At 68.4% G+C, this 16,108-nt stretch carries 13 protein-coding genes and 5 pseudogenes; 4 read left to right on the forward strand and 14 right to left on the reverse strand.

The window, feature by feature from the left end; genetic code table 11:
- Positions 1 to 124: 124 nt before the first annotated feature.
- Positions 125 to 715: pseudogene (locus tag ACQEVZ_RS59995) on the forward strand (IS256 family transposase); the annotation flags it as partial.
- An 84-nt stretch (positions 716 to 799) separates the two neighbouring features.
- Here ACQEVZ_RS59995 and ACQEVZ_RS60000 read toward each other — a convergent pair.
- The gene (locus tag ACQEVZ_RS60000) at positions 800 to 2,026 is read right to left on the reverse strand and encodes a helix-turn-helix domain-containing protein (protein WP_433386395.1); all 1,227 of its coding nucleotides are present in this window, start codon (positions 2,024 to 2,026) and stop codon (positions 800 to 802) included.
- 536 nt (positions 2,027 to 2,562) lie between these two features.
- On the opposite strand from ACQEVZ_RS60000, the gene ACQEVZ_RS60005 reads away from it, so the two are divergent.
- The gene (locus ACQEVZ_RS60005; protein ID WP_433386267.1) at positions 2,563 to 3,033 is read left to right on the forward strand and encodes a hypothetical protein; all 471 of its coding nucleotides are present in this window, start codon (positions 2,563 to 2,565) and stop codon (positions 3,031 to 3,033) included.
- On the opposite strand, the gene ACQEVZ_RS60010 is transcribed toward ACQEVZ_RS60005, so the two are convergent.
- The 6 genes and pseudogenes from ACQEVZ_RS60010 to ACQEVZ_RS60035 form a co-directional block, all read right to left on the reverse strand.
- Positions 3,010 to 3,879 (reverse strand): hypothetical protein, encoded by an 870-nt coding sequence (locus ACQEVZ_RS60010; RefSeq protein ID WP_433386269.1) that lies wholly within the window; start codon positions 3,877 to 3,879, stop codon positions 3,010 to 3,012. The two genes, ACQEVZ_RS60005 and ACQEVZ_RS60010, sit on opposite strands and share 24 nt — an antisense overlap.
- Before the next feature lie 101 nt (positions 3,880 to 3,980).
- Positions 3,981 to 4,664, reverse strand: a complete 684-nt coding sequence (locus tag ACQEVZ_RS60015; RefSeq protein WP_433386271.1) for a hypothetical protein — start codon at positions 4,662 to 4,664, stop codon at positions 3,981 to 3,983.
- A 5-nt stretch (positions 4,665 to 4,669) separates the two neighbouring features.
- Positions 4,670 to 5,008 carry an STAS domain-containing protein gene (locus ACQEVZ_RS60020; RefSeq protein ID WP_433386273.1) on the reverse strand — a complete coding sequence of 113 codons (339 nt, stop codon included), beginning with the start codon at positions 5,006 to 5,008 and terminating at the stop codon, positions 4,670 to 4,672.
- A gap of 320 nt (positions 5,009 to 5,328) precedes the next feature.
- Entirely contained in the window at positions 5,329 to 6,915 is a 1,587-nt protein-coding gene (locus tag ACQEVZ_RS60025) for a S8 family serine peptidase (protein ID WP_433386397.1), read from the reverse strand.
- Between the two features lie 556 nt (positions 6,916 to 7,471).
- Positions 7,472 to 7,900 (reverse strand): annotated as a pseudogene (locus ACQEVZ_RS60030) (ABC transporter ATP-binding protein); the annotation flags it as partial.
- On the reverse strand, positions 7,897 to 8,325 hold the full coding sequence (locus ACQEVZ_RS60035; RefSeq protein WP_433386275.1) for a CocE/NonD family hydrolase: 429 nt from the start codon (positions 8,323 to 8,325) through the stop codon (positions 7,897 to 7,899). The pseudogene ACQEVZ_RS60030 and the gene ACQEVZ_RS60035, both read right to left, overlap by 4 nt.
- A 753-nt stretch (positions 8,326 to 9,078) precedes the next feature.
- Here ACQEVZ_RS60035 and ACQEVZ_RS60040 point away from each other — a divergent pair.
- Positions 9,079 to 10,113, forward strand: coding sequence for an IS630 family transposase (locus tag ACQEVZ_RS60040; RefSeq protein WP_433386277.1), 1,035 nt, complete (start codon positions 9,079 to 9,081; stop codon positions 10,111 to 10,113).
- Here ACQEVZ_RS60040 and ACQEVZ_RS60045 read toward each other — a convergent pair.
- The 5 genes and pseudogenes from ACQEVZ_RS60045 to ACQEVZ_RS60065 form a co-directional block, all read right to left on the reverse strand.
- Positions 10,110 to 10,346 (reverse strand): hypothetical protein, encoded by a 237-nt coding sequence (locus tag ACQEVZ_RS60045; RefSeq protein ID WP_433386279.1) that lies wholly within the window; start codon positions 10,344 to 10,346, stop codon positions 10,110 to 10,112. The two genes, ACQEVZ_RS60040 and ACQEVZ_RS60045, sit on opposite strands and share 4 nt — an antisense overlap.
- Positions 10,347 to 10,998: 652 nt before the next feature.
- Positions 10,999 to 11,175: a hypothetical protein gene (locus ACQEVZ_RS60050; RefSeq protein WP_433386281.1), complete on the reverse strand. Its 177-nt coding sequence runs from the start codon at positions 11,173 to 11,175 to the stop codon at positions 10,999 to 11,001.
- Positions 11,176 to 11,839: 664 nt separating this feature from the next.
- A pseudogene (locus ACQEVZ_RS60055) lies at positions 11,840 to 11,956 on the reverse strand (IS6 family transposase); the annotation flags it as partial.
- A 459-nt stretch (positions 11,957 to 12,415) separates the two neighbouring features.
- Positions 12,416 to 12,556 (reverse strand): annotated as a pseudogene (locus ACQEVZ_RS60060) (hypothetical protein); the annotation flags it as partial.
- A 28-nt stretch (positions 12,557 to 12,584) separates the two neighbouring features.
- The gene (locus tag ACQEVZ_RS60065) at positions 12,585 to 12,953 is read right to left on the reverse strand and encodes an Mth938-like domain-containing protein (RefSeq protein WP_433386283.1); all 369 of its coding nucleotides are present in this window, start codon (positions 12,951 to 12,953) and stop codon (positions 12,585 to 12,587) included.
- 532 nt (positions 12,954 to 13,485) lie between these two features.
- Between ACQEVZ_RS60065 and ACQEVZ_RS60070 the strand changes: the two genes are divergently transcribed.
- On the forward strand, positions 13,486 to 14,946 hold the full coding sequence (locus ACQEVZ_RS60070; RefSeq protein ID WP_433386285.1) for an IS1380 family transposase: 1,461 nt from the start codon (positions 13,486 to 13,488) through the stop codon (positions 14,944 to 14,946).
- A 196-nt stretch (positions 14,947 to 15,142) separates the two neighbouring features.
- Here the strand turns inward: ACQEVZ_RS60070 and ACQEVZ_RS60075 are convergent.
- Positions 15,143 to 15,316, reverse strand: a pseudogene (locus ACQEVZ_RS60075) (IS5/IS1182 family transposase); the annotation flags it as partial.
- Positions 15,317 to 15,334: 18 nt separating this feature from the next.
- Positions 15,335 to 15,580 (reverse strand): hypothetical protein, encoded by a 246-nt coding sequence (locus tag ACQEVZ_RS60080; protein WP_433386287.1) that lies wholly within the window; start codon positions 15,578 to 15,580, stop codon positions 15,335 to 15,337.
- Positions 15,581 to 16,108: the final 528 nt, after the last annotated feature.

The raw sequence follows: 16,108 nt of genomic DNA on the forward strand, positions 1-16,108 counted from the left end.
GCACCGCACCGGAAACGCCGCCACGCACCCAGCACCACTCCGGCCATAGAGATCAACAACCTGGCCATCACGTCAGGTCGGAGAAACACGCCCAACAGGCCCTTGACATGTGCTTCAGAACAGCTGGCTGCACGTACTCACCGAGCTCAAGAACCGCGGCGTGCACGACGTGCTCATGCTGGTCTGCGACGGCCTCAAGGGCCTCCCCGACGCCGTCGGCACCGTGTGGCCGCGAACCATCGTGCAGACCTGCGTGGTCCACCTGTTGCGCAACTCGTTCCGGTACGCGGCCCGCCAGGACTGGGACAAGATCGCCAAAGCGTTGAAGCCGGTCTACACCGCTGCGACCGAGGACGCCGCGACCGAACGGTTCCTCGAGTTCGCCGAGACCTGGGGCCGCAAGTACCCGGCGATCGTGCGGCTGTGGGAGAACGCCTGGGCGGAGTTCGTGCCGTTCCTGGCCTTCGACGTCGAGATCCGCAAGGTCATCTGCTCCACCAACGCGATCGAGAGCGTCAACGCCCGTATCCGCAAGGCCGTCCGCGCCCGCGGACACTTCCCCAACGAGCAGGCAGCCCTCAAGTGCGTGTACATGGCCTTGATGAGCCTGGACCCCACCGGTGCCGGCAGACGCCGGTGGACCATGCGGTGGAAAGCGCCGTTGAACGCGTTCCAGATCGCCTTCGAAGGCCGGCTCACCCCGGCCAATCACTGACTACCTCAACAACCCAGATCAGCCGTTAACTTGACACTCCCGCGGCCGGTCGCCCGCCGTCTGTCAGTCCACGATGCTCGGCACCTACACGCTGACGCTCAGGTGTGTGGCAAGTTCGGCAAGTGAAGCCGACGGTGTGCCCCGGGTGCGGCGCAGCAGATTGCTGAGCAACTCGTGGGCGAGTGGCCGGCAGCGGACCTCGGATGGGGCGAGCCGATCAGCCGCCAGCAGCATCGCGCCGGCGGCCTCGATGTCGTTGATGAGCGTCTGAGCGCGGGCCTGGTTGAGGTAGTGCTGCGCTCGGCGCTCAGCCGGCAGCGTGTTGAACCCTTCGTGGTCGAGTCGTTCGTGTATCTGCACCGCCATCCTGCCCTCGCCGAGTTCGACCGCTGCGGCGGCGCGGTACAGCTCAACGTTCGTCGGGCCGAAGCTGGTCAGGCAATGGTTGACGTCGCCGGCCAAGGCCTGCGCCGCCCCCTCCGCGGCGCCGAGCAGGTCACGGACGGTGGCGCCGTCCCCGATCCGCGCCGCGGCGACAGCGGCCTGCAGCAGCAGGATGCCGTAGACGGAGATCCGTTCGGGCGAGGGGTCGCCGGTGCGGGGTGCGAGCCGGTAGGCGACGTTGAGATTGATCTCCAGGGCGGAGCGTGCCCGCCCGAGAGACAGCAGTGCCATCGAAACGCGCTTCATCGCCACTCCGACCAACAGCTGGTCGCCGGCACGTTGCGAAGCGAGGACCGAGCGGTCCGCGGCGATCCGGGCCAGTTCGTACTCGCCGAGCTTGTGCAGCACTGCTGCGGAGATCTGCCCGATCTGCCCGAGCAGGTGAGCGGCCTCGGTGGCGCACGGCCCGTCGCCGTAGGCGCTGTCGGCGGCCTGCGCCTGCCGCAGGAGGCGGGGCAGGGTCCGGGCGAGCATGCCGTACCTCGCATGCTGGAAGGACAGCCAGGCGTGGGCGACCGCCTTACGCATCTCCTCCAGGGGCGGTAGCTCCGACGGGGGGTGGAAGGGAGCGATGAGATGGTTGCACCGCTCCAGCTGCGCGCGGATGCCCTCGATCTCGACCGGGTCGACACCGTTGGGGTCCTCGGGACGGCGCTCAAGATCCTCGCCGAACAGAACCTGCATGTCGACCTGCAGCACCTCGGCGATTTCGTGCACCACGGAGAACTTGTCGAGCCGACGTGCACCTCGCTCCACCTTGTCGACCCAGCTCTTCGACTTGCCGAGCCGATCGGCGAAGACCTGCTGCGACATCCTCCGCCGGTTCCGCCAATACGCTACACGGCGGCCGATTGGCAGCGCATCCACGTTGCTCACCTCCGGTAGTCACCTGTCCGGGTTCCCCTTGCCGTGTTGCGCGACCTGACCCACCCACCGGCTTGTCGTGTCCGGACGCAGATGCGGTCCTCCGGCCGGCACTGTGGGGAGTCCGTCGTGCCGAGGCGGCCTCCGGCGGTCGTGGACGCTCCGGACACGGGCCGCCAAACGGCGTCCCTGCATGAACGTGCGTGGAACATCCCGTCACACAGAGAGGAATAGGGGATGCTCAGCGTATCTTCCGGGTTTGCTCTACCTCTAGCGCGTCACACGTAAGGATTACTTACGACTGGCTCGTGTGTCGCGGGCGCCGTCCCGCGATCACTGGACCGGACCAGTCGCCGTGGCTGTGTGAAGATCTCCGATGCCTGCCCATCGCGCCGACATCCTTTGCGGCGCCATGATGTCGACGGCAGCCTCGCTGCGTCGCAGGCGGCGGGCGCCCCGGCTGGCCATCAGTCGATCGGGACATCCGCGAACTGGTGCTTCGCCTGGCCGCGGAAGACCCGACCTGGGGGTATCGCCGGGTGCAGGGCGAACTGACACGGCTGGGCTACCAGATCGCGGCCAGCACGGTCTGGAAAATCCTGCACCAGGCCGGCGTCGACCCGGCACCCTGCCGAACCGGACCGACCTGGAAGCAGTTCCTGACAGCCCAGGCCCACACGATGCTGGCGTGCGACTTCTTCACCGTCGACACCGTGCTCCTCAAACGCATCCACGTACTGTTCTTCGTCGAACTCGCCACCCGCCAGGTCCACATCGCCGGCGTCACCACGCACCCGACCGGCGACTGGGTCACCCAGCAGGCCCGGAATCTGCTCATGAACCTCGACCAGCACGCCGACAGGCTGCACCTTCTGCTGCGAGACCGAGACACGAAGTTCACCGCGGCGTTCGACACGGTTTTTACCGCCGCCGGCATCGACGTACTCCGCACACCACCACGGGCACCAAGGGCGAAAGAGGTTGCTTCATACTGCGCTCCTTGTGGTTGATGCGGTCGTGGTTTTGGTGGTGCTGGGGTTGCGGGGTGGGCGGCCGGGGCGTGGTCGTGGTAGGTCGGTGTCGGGTAGTTGGTAGAGGTATTCGCCTTTGTCGTTGGCGAGGCGGCCGGTGAGCAGTCCTCTGTTGCGCCAGGTCTTGACGGTGTTGGGTGAGACACCCAGCCGGTGGCCGATTTCGGTGAGGGTGAGCAGTCCGGCGTCGCGGAGCCGTTGGGTGTGGCTGCGCAGTTGGTGGTGGTGGCGGATTTGGCCGATGAGGCGGCCGTAGAGGGGTTGGCCGGTGCCGCTGGTGAGGTTGCGGCCGGTGAGGATGGCGGCGATCTGGGAGTCGGTGTGGTCGTCGAGGAGTTCGTCGATGGCGACGACGACGTGGGGTGGGGTTTGGCGCAGCTGCCAGGCGGCCAGTGGGAGTGGCAGGGTCAGGGTGTGGTGCTGGCCGCCTTTGAGTCTGATGTGGACGGTGATGCCGTCGGCGGCGGTCACCGTGGCTGCTGCCGTGTCGACCGCATCCGATTCAACGGCACTGGCCGGGGCCCCGGCGGGTGGTTGGGTCGTTGGTGCGGCGGGCGAGCCGGTCAGGCCGGGCAGCCCGTTCGGTGGTGTGGTTCGAGGATGGGTTGCCGGTGGTGGGTTGCTGGTGCGCGGCACCGGCGCGGGCGGGTTCAGGCTCGGCATCGGCAGCGGGGGCAGGGCCGGCAGCGAGGGCAGCAGTGATGGCGACGGCAGCAAACCGTCTGCCGGGGCGGACGGCAGACCGGGCAACGGACCGGCGGCCGCCGTGGTGCCTGTCATCAAAGTCAGCGCGGCCAGCACGGCCGTCGACAGCGCTGCACCCATGTACCGCGTTGGATGGTTCATCGTGAGCCTCGAAGTAGGTGTCTTCGCACGGTTGCCTACCTGCTGTATCGCTCCGGACGTCCAATCCGTAACGCCCCTGGTCACCAGCTGCGGCGCCGGAACAGGATGAAGCTCGCCAACGCGCCGAGCGCCAGCACCGCGGCGGTCGCCGGTACCAGGTAACCGGGCCTTCGCCCAGCACGATCCGAAGACCGAGCAACGTCGGGGCGGCTCGTTGGGCTGCCGCCCAAGCCTGGTATCAGGTACGCGTTGGTCGCCGCGTTGTTGGACACGTCGGCGTCGGGCGGTTCGGAGGCGACTTTGACGAGGTTCTGCACGAGGGTACCGCGGGGGATCCCCGGCTTGACGGTGCCGGTGATCGTCACCTTCGGCGGTGCGGCGTCGGCGTTCGGGAAGTCCACGACTCCCAGTTCACAGACGACCGCGGCCGTATCGACGACCGAGCAGTGTCCCTGGCTCGCGCTCACCGCGACGCCGTCGAGGCCGACGGTCGTGCTGAAGGTGAGTCGCACCCCCGTTGCATTCCCCGTGCCGGTGGCCGACACCAGGATCGTGTGCGTGACCGACTGACCGCCCACCGCGCCGAACGGTGTCGACGTCAGCACGGGCACGAGGTCGACGCCGCTCGGCGGTGGCAGCGCGGCGACCGGACCGGCCAGCGTCACGGCCACGCTGACGAGACGGACAGCTTGCGACGGCAGCGCACCCGCACTGCGGCCACACTCGTCACCACGTTGCTGTTGTCTTGACTGGCGCCCCTCCATCGGCGTCATTCCTTAGCCTCGACCGCGGCGGCGACGGTGTCGAAGACCGGTATCTGCTGCGCGATGCCGACCACGGTCAGCACCCGGGTCAGGAACGCGGTCGGTGCCGCCAGCCGCAGGAAGCCACCGCGGTTGGTGCTGTGCCGGTGGCCGTACACAAACACGCTCAATCCTGTCGAATCGCAGAACCCGACGTCGGCGAGGTCGAGCACGATGCGCGGCACCGGTACGTCAAGCGCCGCATGCACTGCATCCTGCAGTTGGCCTGCCGTCTGCATGTCGATCTGGCCGCACACCGCGATCACCGTGATCCGATCGCCGGCCCTGGTCGTCGTAACCTCCATGCCTCACATCCTTCGACGCTCGCCCGACTGGTGTGGTCCTCCACCTATAGGCGATATGTGCGGTCAGTTCCCAACGCGCGGCGGTGGCCAAGTCCGACTCGGGACCTACCGACAACCCTGGTGTCTGGCCTGGCTGAGAGGCCGGTCACCGTTGACAGTTCGAGGGCTTGGGCGCTGCTGCCGGGCAGCGCTGTGCGCGCTGCCCGCCTGCTGCCCACCGGCGGATGCTGTGTGGGCATCTTGCCTGCGGAGCTCTAGTCGGGATTGTGTGCAGCTGCGGCACCGGATCGTGACCACCTGCTGTCGTACACCATGGATACTCAGGCGGGGGTCGCTCCGAGGCTCAGCGCGGCTGCGTACGCGTCGACAAGGCCGGTTCCCTTGTCGGCCGACGTCGTGTACGGGACGACCGGCTCGTACGGAGCGCCGTCGCTGAACTTGACGGCGGTCGACTTGAGCGCGTTCTCGATTTGCGCGGGGGTCGCGTTCGGCGCGACCTGGAACAACTGGGCAATGATGCCGACGATGTGCGGCGTCGCCATCGACGTGCCGCTGATCGTGTTGAAGGTGCCGATGTCCAATGGTCCCGGGCCGTTGTGCGGGTCGAGTCCGGTGGAACAGATCACCAGGTATGGCCGGCACGACGAGGTGATGTCCGAGCCGGGCGCGGAGATGTCTGGGTAGGTTTGCGGGTGTCCGGTGGCGCCACGGCTGGAGAAGCTCGACACGGTGCCGCTGCGGGTGCCCGTTCCTTGGTCGTCGTAGGAGGCGACCATCACGACACCCGGCGTCGGGTCCTGGCCGGGCGGATTCGTCGCGCTGTTGTCGGGCCCGTCGTTGCCGGCCGCCCAGACCGTGAGTACGCCCTCGGCGGACAGTGCCCGCTGGAGCTTGGTCGTGGCCGAGTTGGGGTCGAAGGGTCCGCCGCCACTCGGCCCGTACGAGTTGTTGCTCACCTTGATCGGCGGGCAGCCGGCGCACGGGTTCTGGTGATGCTCCAGCACCCAGTTCAGCGCGCTGTCCGCGCCGAAGATGCTCAGGCCGGCGCCCACGGACAGGCTGATGAGGGTCGCGCCAGGCGCCGCGCCGTGCAGGTCCGTGCCGTCGGTGAGGTGGGTGTCGCGCCCGGCGACGATACCCGCGACGTGGGTGCCGTGCCCGCCGGCCGACAGTGTGTCGGTGTCGTTGGCGGCGGTCAGGTCGGCGAAGCAGGAGTCGTTCGGCAGGGTCAGCGGCACGCCCAGGTCGGTCAGCGGGCCGCAGATGTTCTTGAGGTTGCGCCTGACCGCGCTGCCGCCGGTCGCGTCACGGAGGAACGGGTGGGTGCCGTCCACGCCGGTGTCGATCACCGCCGCGGACACGCCGCGCCCGTCGACCGGCCGTCCTTGCGCGTCGCCCAGTTCCGCGCGGGCCTGCGAGCCTCGGGTGGCGATGTTCGAGGTGGACAGGTACAGGCGCAGCGGCTGGTCGCCTTCGACGTACGTCACGCTGGCGTGGGACCGTGCGGCGGTGATCTGGCTGGCGCTGCCGCGCGCGACCGCCACACCGATCTTGTTCCAGGTGGTCAGCAGCGTCAGGCCGGCGTCGGTCACCGCCTGTCGGGCCGCGGCGATGCTGGTGCCGTGCACGAACACCGGGATCGTACCGGTGGCGGTGGCGAGTTGCCGTTCGAGTGAGCTGGATACCGGCGCGGGTAGGTTGCCGGCCTGGGCGGGACCGGCCGGCAGCAGCGCGGCGCTGAGCAGGAGGGCGGCGAGCAGGGCGGGTGAGGTTCGGCGCATGAGGGTTCTCCTCCAGTAATGGCCGTATCTTTCTGACGGTTGGCCGAGCAGCGTGAGGCTGCGGCTCGAGCGCGGTTGCCGTCGGGATGTGGGAACGTCCGCCGGCAACGGTGCGGTGGTCGCCACTGGTTGCCATGGTTCGACGCCAGTCACGAGAACCGTCCAGTGTGGGCACGCCGACGGTGACCAGGTCGTCGGCGAGCGGTGGGCTGGTCCAGGCAGCGAAGGTCCCCGGAGTGTCGTAGGGAACGGTTTGCTGATCTGGTACCAGGCTGCCCTGCACCGCCGACGTTTCGGAATAGCTGGTCGGGGCGCCGCCGGGGGCGTTGGCGTAGGACTGGCCGCCGGGGCGCACGTCGCCGGACGAGGCGACCAGATCGGTGTCACCGGAGAGGTAGAGCGGTGCCATGCGGCCCGCTGGGTAGGCGTCGTTGCCGGCGTAGGCGGGTGCTGCGTCGCCGGTGTAGCCGATCCAGTCCCGGAAGTAGGCAAACGCCGGTCCGGTTTCTGTGGGCAGGTCCTTGAGGTAGTGGTCGAACCAGGCGAGGAACCGGCGGCCCAGGTAGGTGGTGTGCAGCCCGGACGCCGACATGTCCAGTTCGCCCGGCGCGGGTGTGCCCTTGCTGTGGCCCCAGGACTGCCAGATCATGGCCGTCGGAGCCCCCTTGGCGCGCAGGCTTGCATATGTGGTTGCCGCCTCTCGGAGGTTGAACAATGAATCCGCTTGACCCTGAACGAGCAGGGTGGGGGCGCGGACGCGGCCCACATAGGACGCCACCGACGCCCTCTGGGACAGCGAAACCGTTGCTACGGTGGGATATCCGAGCACGTCGCGTTCAGCCTTCGCCGCGCAGGCCTCGTCGGTGAAGTTGGGGCAGCCCACCAGGCGTGTGGGATCGTACTGCGCGTCGGTGACGCCGTCGGCGATTCCGAGGCCGAAGAACAGCGATGTCCACTGCTTCTTGTGCACCCCTGGTGTGGTGCCGGAGTCGTTCGGCGCCAACGAGTAGGTCAGGTCGTTCCAGGTGATCAGCGGAATGAGGGCGTCCAATCGCGGGTCGATGCCGGCGAGGGCGAATTGGATCTGGCCGCCAAGGGATCCGCCGATCATGCCGACTCGAGGGTCGCCGGGGGCGTCCAGACGGACCCGGTCCAGTCGTGTGCCATCGCGAGCGGGCCTGGCACCCGCCAGGAAGTCAACCAGTTGACGGGCGGCTTGCCGTCCCAGTCCGGGTCGTCAAGCGTGATCTTGCAGCCGCTCCCGCCGAATCCCAGCCCGGAGTACGACAGCACGACGTAACCTTCGCCGGCGAAGGCGCGGCCGATGGCCTGCTGGCTGCCGTCGTTCTTGGACCCGCCGAAGCCGTGCGTGGTCAGGATCGCGGGAGCAGGCGTGGCCGGTGCCGGCAGATAGAGGTCGGCCACCACGTCGCAATGGGTGTCGTCATGGGGACCGACCACGGTGTCGAAGTGCAGCGTGGTAATGGTGTAGCCGGTGGCAGCGTGGACAGCCGGACCGGCGGTGAGCAGCAACACCGCAGACAGTAGGCTTCCGTATCGCGCGCGCATACCTGTATATCGTCAGCTTGGCCGATGGCGTTACAACACGGGGGCAGATACAGGTGACCGGCCTTGCGGAAACGTCGGCGACGACGTTGCGGAACTCGGCAAGCTGGGCGTTCCCCCACGTCGCCACTGCCGAACGGTTGCCGTCAGCGCGCCACTGCCCCGCCCCGGCTTCAGTTCACACCATGGCGTGCGGGCGACGGGCAGCGAGCATCTCGGGCGTCGACCCGCACCGTCACCTCGTCAGTGCCAGTGCGGGTCGACCATGCGCACGTCGTCTGGTCACCCGTGCGTGCCGATCCTGGCCTCGCCCAGGCGGTGGGCCGGGGACAACATCGCGGCGGATCGTCGCGGCATGGGAGGGGTACGAGGCGAGCGTCGGCGGCCGGGTGGGTGTCGACGCGTGCCCCGGTGCGGACTCGGCGCCGGCCGATTGCAGCGGCTGATCTTGTCCCGCACCGCCCCGGTGCGCAGACACGGCACGAGCGTCGGTATGCCGGCGCGCTGGACGATCGGAGCTGGCCGCCAGGACGGAGACGCAGGGATGGCCGGTGGAGCGCCTCGCAGCCGGCCATCTCTGGTGCTAAGCGGGTTGACAGAGGTTCTGCGCGTAACCAGGCGTGGGTGGGTCGCCAGGGGCGAAGACGACACGGCCTTGCCGGTTGTTGATGATTGGTGAAGAACCAGACACCACCACAACGAACCGGCAAGGTCGTGTCCATTATGCGCCCTGTCTGTGTATCCGCCGAGGTCTCCAGCAGCGCCCGGGCCCAGATCATGCACCTGCTGCACGGCCGGTGGCGTACCGCCACCCGCCTGATCATGGTCGTGCTGTCCACCGCCGGCATGTCCCCGGCGCAGATCGCCGACCTGCTGGACTACCACCCCGCCACCGTGCGCCGCTGGCTGCACCGCTACACCATCGACGGCATCCCCGGCCTACCCGACCGGCCCCGACCCGGACGGCCCCGCCTCGGCGGCCCAGCCCTCACCGCACGCATCACCACACTGCTCGCCAAGCCCGGGCCGTGGACCATCCGGCGAATCCGGCAGCAGCTGGGCAGACCCCAGGTCAGCCTGCACACCCTGTGGCGACGCACCCGCACGGTGGCCCAGTGGCGACGACCCCGCCTCGTCCCCAAAGGCGACCCCGACCACGACCGCGTTGTGGCGGGCATCCGCCGCCGCATCGCCCGGCTCCCGGCCGGATCGGTCGTCCTCGCCGCGGACGAGGCCCACCTCGACCTGCTCCCCACAGTGCGGGCCACCTGGACCCTGCACAGACGCCGCCACCGGGTCATGACACCGGGCAAGAACCGGCGCGCCACCGTCTTCGGCGCCCTCGATCTGGCCACCGGCGCCTGGTGGTCGCTCTGGGCCCGCCGCAGCGCCGCCGGTTTCACCACCATGCTGCAACTGCTGCTGACCGCCTACCCCACCGCCCCAGCAGTGGCGGTCATCTGCGACAACGACAACATCCACCACGCCGCGAGAGTGCGGCAATACACCAGCGACCACCCACGGCTGCGCCTGCTCTACGGCGCCACGTACAGCCCGCACGACAACCCGGTCGAACGCATCTGGGCCGCGCTCAAAACACAGTTGGCCAACACCGCGGTCACCTGGACCGAACGCATCCACCAAGCCCGCGTGTTCTTCCGGCGACGAACACCCGACCAGATGCTGACCACCGCCGCTCCATGGACCTCACCCTGGCTGCCCCGCAGTTACGCGCAGAACTTCCGAGGACCCGCTTAGCCGGCGACGGCCACCCGCGACGTGCGCTGCGCCGCGGTTGCCTCGGCACCGCTGCCGCGCCACAGGCGGACGGCGAATGCGACCAGTACGAAGGCGAGTGGCGCGTGCCCGACGGCGCCCGCGACGCCGCCGCCGGGGGCGCCGAAAGCGGCTATCGCCGCGACGATGAGCAGGATGGACTGCCACAACGGAACCGCCCGGGTCCGGATGAGCGCCACGGCGAGCACCAGCATCCCCACGTTGAACAGGGGTCCCAGGTAGAACGGGACGCTGACGAAGCTGTCGTTCGAAGCGATATGTCGGTGCGCGTGGTCCGAACACCGCTGTCCACAATGGACGCCCTGTCCTCCGGCGCCGCTGCGTCTGGCTGCGGAGAACGCGACCTGGGGCCGTCGCCGCGTACAAGGTGAGCTGGCTCGTCTGGGCTACCAGATCGCGGCCAGCACGGTCCGGTAGATCCTGCACCAGGCGGGCGTCGACCCGGCACCCCCGCCGGACCGGATCAACCTGGCAGCAGTTCCTGACCGCCATCGATCCGGCCCAGCTCAAGATCCGTTCCTGGTCAGCGTGGTTCGCGCCGGGCCGGCGGCACGATGCGGCGGATGGTGGGGCCGTCGGGTCGAGGTAGTCCACAACGATGTGTGGCTGGCTACCATCACCTGGCCTGTCGCTGGCATCGCGGGTGGGGCGGGCAACCCGGGAATTGAGGTCGTCGTCGCTGTTCCAGGCGGGTCCAACTACCTGGATGTGGATACGAAACACGTCGCTATCCCGCCGACCTGACGTTGCCTCAACTATCACCGCTGCGGCGGAGTCAGCAACCCTGCCGTGGAGGGCTATCCCGTCACGGGTCCGGTCTGTGCCCGGCAGGGGCACCAGGCAGCGTCAGGCGCGTCCGCGGGCGTACAGGGCCTGGGTCAGGTGGTCGGCAAAGGTGACGTCATCGGGATGCCCGCCGTCAACGATGACCCGCACGCTGTCGCCGGCTGCGACGGTCGGGATCGCATCAGCAACGGTGGCAATCACCTGCCGGTGCCTGGCGATCGTCGCAAGGGTGTCCATAGTGGGCCGCTCGCCTGCCTCATCGTGTCGGCCTGCCTATCCGGTAGGCATAGGGCTCACCACCGACTGCCCGGAGTGCCCTGTCAGGCACCGCGGATGTCGGACCGCGGCGACCCCGGCGCGGGTGGGTCGGCACCCGCACCGGGGCTGCGCCTGATCTCGCCGGAATAGGTCGGCGAGGCCAGGCGCTGGGCGGTGACACTGCATTGACGGTGCGGAACGCTTCGCCCACCACCCTTGCTGTTGGTGTGCCCGTCGCTGCGGTCGAGCCCATTGATTCGTTCGCGGCTTACTCAGAACAGCGTCCTGTCGCGGCACCGCGTTACACGCCCGACCGCCCCGATGATTTCGGCCGCGGAGTTCGTCACGGTACCCGACTCGCGCTGGCCGCCAAGCCGGCCAAGGACACCCACGTGGAGGCGGGGGCGCTCCCGCTGGCCGCGCTCACCGCCGGGCAGGCCCTCGCGGACCACGCCAGCGCCCCGCGCGCTGCGCGGAGGTTGGGGGCTCGGGGGTGGGCAGGCCGGTGTCGACGGCGGTGGTCAGGACGTCGCACTGCCCGGCCGTTGTGCTGTGGTGTTCAGCGGCGTACTCCGGAGCAGGCGCCGGGGCGCCGATGAATTGTGGGAACGTGGGACGTGTTGAACCCTGATCGGGTCGGCGGTCAGATCGCTTGGGCGAGTTCGGCGAACGCGGCGGCGACCCGCGTTGTTGGCGGGGCGTCGACGGCGAGTTCGTAGTGGCCGCGGCGAAGGTTCTGTATGAAGGCGTGCCCGGCGATGATGGCGGCGATGATCGCGTCAGGTGTGTGGGTCAGGAAGGCGAGCGGAAGCGAACCGCTGATGACGTGTCGTAAGAAGCTTCAATGGCGTCGAAATCGGGATGGCAGTCAAGTCCCGGGAGGAGTCTGGGGGGAGCCTGTTTATTGCCCAGATGGCGTCCGGCATGAAGGCGGCGCGAGCCTGGCCCGGGCTCTTGCACGGAACGTGAGAACCTGTCGCCCCGACACTGTCCCTGGCGTGGTTGGCCGGGGGCTTGACAGTCGGGGGAGACGGTCAGGTGCGGTTGCCGCAGCGTCGGTCTTGGTCGCCGGTGGGGGAGGGCGGCGAGGAACGTCCGGTCGGGCGGGGTGGGGCGAGGTCTGTCGATGTGGCGCTGCAGGATGGCGAGCTGGTGGCGCAGCGCAAGACCCCGGTCCGAACCACGCGGGCACCCTTCGATGCACGTAGCTCTCCAGTGACTACTTCGTGATTGCTGCGGTTGGTTGCCCTGTGCGGATGGCCTGGTGGCAGGTAGTGCAGACCACGAGGGTCTTCCGGCGCAAGGTGGCTATGAGGTGCGCCCACGGGGGCTGTGGTCGCCCCGGTTGGGTGAGGTCGGCGAGTCTGCGGACCTTCCGGTGGAAGCACTCAGCAGGTGACGTGGAAGAGGCCGACCGCTGTGCCCTTCGTTCGGTTCCACACGTTGATCACCTTGGGCGTGGGCAGCAGCACCACCCGGCATTTCCTTTGCTTCAGGTAGGCGGCCGCCTCGGGCGAGAGCTCCACGTTGCCATCCTGGCCGCTGCCCACGATCAAGCGGCGTACGCCGGCTGCCTGCTTGAACGTGTACCTAGCCTCTTGCCGTGAGATCGTGTGTGACGTGCCGTAGACGGCCCTTGAGAGCTTCTTCTTCCGCTTCTTCACCTGGCCGTCGGGCCGGATGATGACGTCGTGCTTGAAGACGGTTCCTTTGACCGTGATCGAGCCGAACGCCGTCCCCTCGATGTGAGGCTTCATCGTTCACCTCCAGGTCGCCGCTCGCCGCTCGCGCCGCCTTGCGGCCCAGCCTACTTCGTACTTCCTACTTCCCTACTTCGTACTACTTCGTACTTCCTGCCGCACGGACGATTGCCCCCACCCCAACCAGCCGCCGCCATGTCAGCGATTCTGTCGTTGAGGTGACCGGACATTTCGTCGCCGGTACTGGCCGTGGCGGTGCGTTACGCCGGCCTCGTACTCATCTTGAGCGCCGGGTAGCAGCGGGCCAGAAGTCTAGAGATCACCTGAGCCGGACGGCGGCAGGGCAGCCAGCCGGCCACCGGAGAGAGCTCAAGCAGTAGGACCCTTTGTCGCGATTCTAGAGATTAAGGCTGTGCGCCCAGTTCGAGTCTGTAGAAAGACTTGCGGTAAGTGATCTTGATGAACCTTAGCCCTGATCCACCGATTTATTGAGTGGTCGTGACGAGTCAGACGCGACGATGCCCTCGCGAGCTGGAAAGATAGAGGTTCTTGAGGCTTCTATCGTCCGGTTCGAGAGGGCACCATCGGGGTGAGAATATCGCACGGCGCGACGCGGGTGCGCGCATCGTTTGATGATCCGAGCCTGGTGTCGTGCGCCGGTGTCGAGCCGGTGATGGCCCTTGCCCAGCGGTGCGGCCTGCACGGCGTCGTCGCTGCTCGGCTGCATGTCCCGACGGACAAGGGATCCAACGCAGCGGGGAAGGTCGCCGCGATCGTGGCGGGCATGGTGACCGGCGCCGACTCGATCGACGATCTCGACGTGCTGCGTCACGGTGGGATGCCGTTGCTGTTCGACGGGGTGTATGCGCCCTCGACGCTGGGGTCGTTTCTGCGGACGTTCACCCACGGCCACGTCCGGCAGTTGCAGGCCGCGTCGCGGCAGTTCCTGGTCGGGCTGGCCGCGCGGGCGCCGTTGCTGCCCAGTGCCGGGGCGGTCACGTTCGTCGACGTCGACTCGCTGCTACGGCGGGTCTACGGCAAGCAGAAGCAGGGCGCCGGGTTCGGACACGCCAAGGTCGGCGGCTACCGGGTCCTGCTGCGCGGCCTGAACCCCCTCGTCGCCACGATCAGCACCCCGGACGCGGCGCCGGTGATCGCCGCGACCCAGCTGCGCGCCGGCAATGCCGGCTCAGCCCGCGGCGCGGCATCACTGATCGCCGAGGCCGTCGCCACCACCAAGGCGGTCCTGGCAGCCCAAGCAGCCCAAGCAGCCCAAGCAGCCCAAGCAGCCCAGCCCGCCACCACCACGACAACACCGGCGGTGGGCAGTGAGATCGTGGTCCGCGCGGACTCGGCGTTCTACTCCCGAGCGGTGATCACCGCTTGCCGCCGGGCCCGGGTGCGGTTCTCGATCACCGTCCGCGTCGATGCCAAGGTCCGGCGGGCGATCGCCACGATCGACGAGGGCGCCTGGACCGAAATCCGTTACCCGCAACCGGTCTGGGATGAGGACCAGCAGCGGTTCATCTCCCGCGCGCAGATCGCCGAGACCGTCTACACCGCGTTCGAGGGCACCCGTCACGAGGTCACCGCCCGGCTCATGGTGCGCCGCATTCCCGACCTGAAGAAGTCCACAGTGGATGGTCAAGGTGAGCTGTTCACCGTGTGGCGGTACCACGCCGCGTTCACCGACAGCCCGTACGTACTCGTCCAGGCCGAAGCCCAGCACCGCGGCCACGCCATCATCGAACAGGTCTTCGCCGAACTCATCGACGGACCCCTCGCCCACCTGCCCTCGGGCCGGTTCAACGCCAACAACGCCTGGCTGACCTGCATCGCCATCGCCCACAACCTCACCCGCGCCGCCGCCACCCTGGCCGGCCGACCCCACCACACCGCCCGCGCCGCCACCATCCGCCGGCAACTGATCAACGTCGCCGGCCGGATCACCCGTCACGCCCGCGAACTCACCGTCCACCTCCCGCAGCACTGGCCCTGGCAGCACAACTGGCTACGACTGTTCACCACCACGCACGGCCCACCCATCTGAATGACCACAGCAGACAGTCACACGCCGCCGACGCCGGCCACCCACAATGCCAGACCCCACCCAACCATCGAGCACACCGGCAACCCGGCCGGCCACCCCAGCACGCCCCGACGAACACACAAGATCACGGAACCAGGTCAATCCGACACCGAAATCTCGTCGGTGGATCAGGGCTTAGCGCGACCGGCAATAGGCGTCACTTGAGTCTGCGGGTGGTGGGGCGGGTGTCCCAGCGGTAGATCGTGCGGGCTCGTTGGATGAGTTGACGGATCGTGACGATGGCGGCGGCCAGGTAGAGGTAGAAATCGATGATGGTGGCGTTGCGGTCGGTGCAGCGGCGGACCTTGCCGAAGTCGTTCATCCACGAGTTACCCAACACTCTCTCAGCTCAGACGTCTTCGTCGAACTGGGTGCCGCGACGCGGGTTGGTGACCCGCCGGCCGGTCGAGTCGACGGCCCCGTCATCAACGCGGCCGCCACGGGAGTCGTGCACCTGGCGACTCTGCCTCTCCTCCGCCTCCCGGCGCGCCGCGTCGCGCGCCTCGGCCTCCGGCCCGTACGGATCTCTGCCGTGCGGATCGGCGTAACGCGCCGTCATCACTGTCACCCCCAACAGTTGCGTCACCGCGATCACATACCCAGCCTGATCTTCGGTTAATCCCGCTCAACCAGGCGGTGCGCCGGCCGATCTCGCCTACATGGTCACCCTTCGGCGCGGCTCGCGAGCGTTCGCCTTGGGTACGCGACCGTGGCCAGGCGGCCGCCGCCGGACGGCCGCTCCTGCCGACCGGAGCGCGGCCCATCTCGCACACGCGCCACTCACCTCACCCGGGACGCTGACACAAGCCACACCACCCCACGGCTCATCCTCACTCGGCATAGCAGCCACGTCATGGACCACAACCAGCGCGCCGGGAATTAGGCAACAGAGTCTGCGGAAGTTCCTGGCATCGCGGTAGGCCGGCGCCCGGGGCGTTGCGGGGTACGCCTACGGTGGCGCCATGCGGGCAGGCCGCGCTGCGCCGCCGGCCGGTTGCCTGGGTCCGCGCTGCCCGCGACGCTGGCCTGGACCACGGCGGCATCAGCGCCCTCGTCGCTGGCGTGCTGCACGAGGAGGGCGCCGCCGCGCTGGCCGGGCCCCGTGTTGCGTATCCTGGCCAAG

This window comes from Dactylosporangium sp. CA-152071, assembly GCF_050936335.1.
Lineage (GTDB): Bacteria > Actinomycetota > Actinomycetes > Mycobacteriales > Micromonosporaceae > Dactylosporangium > Dactylosporangium maewongense.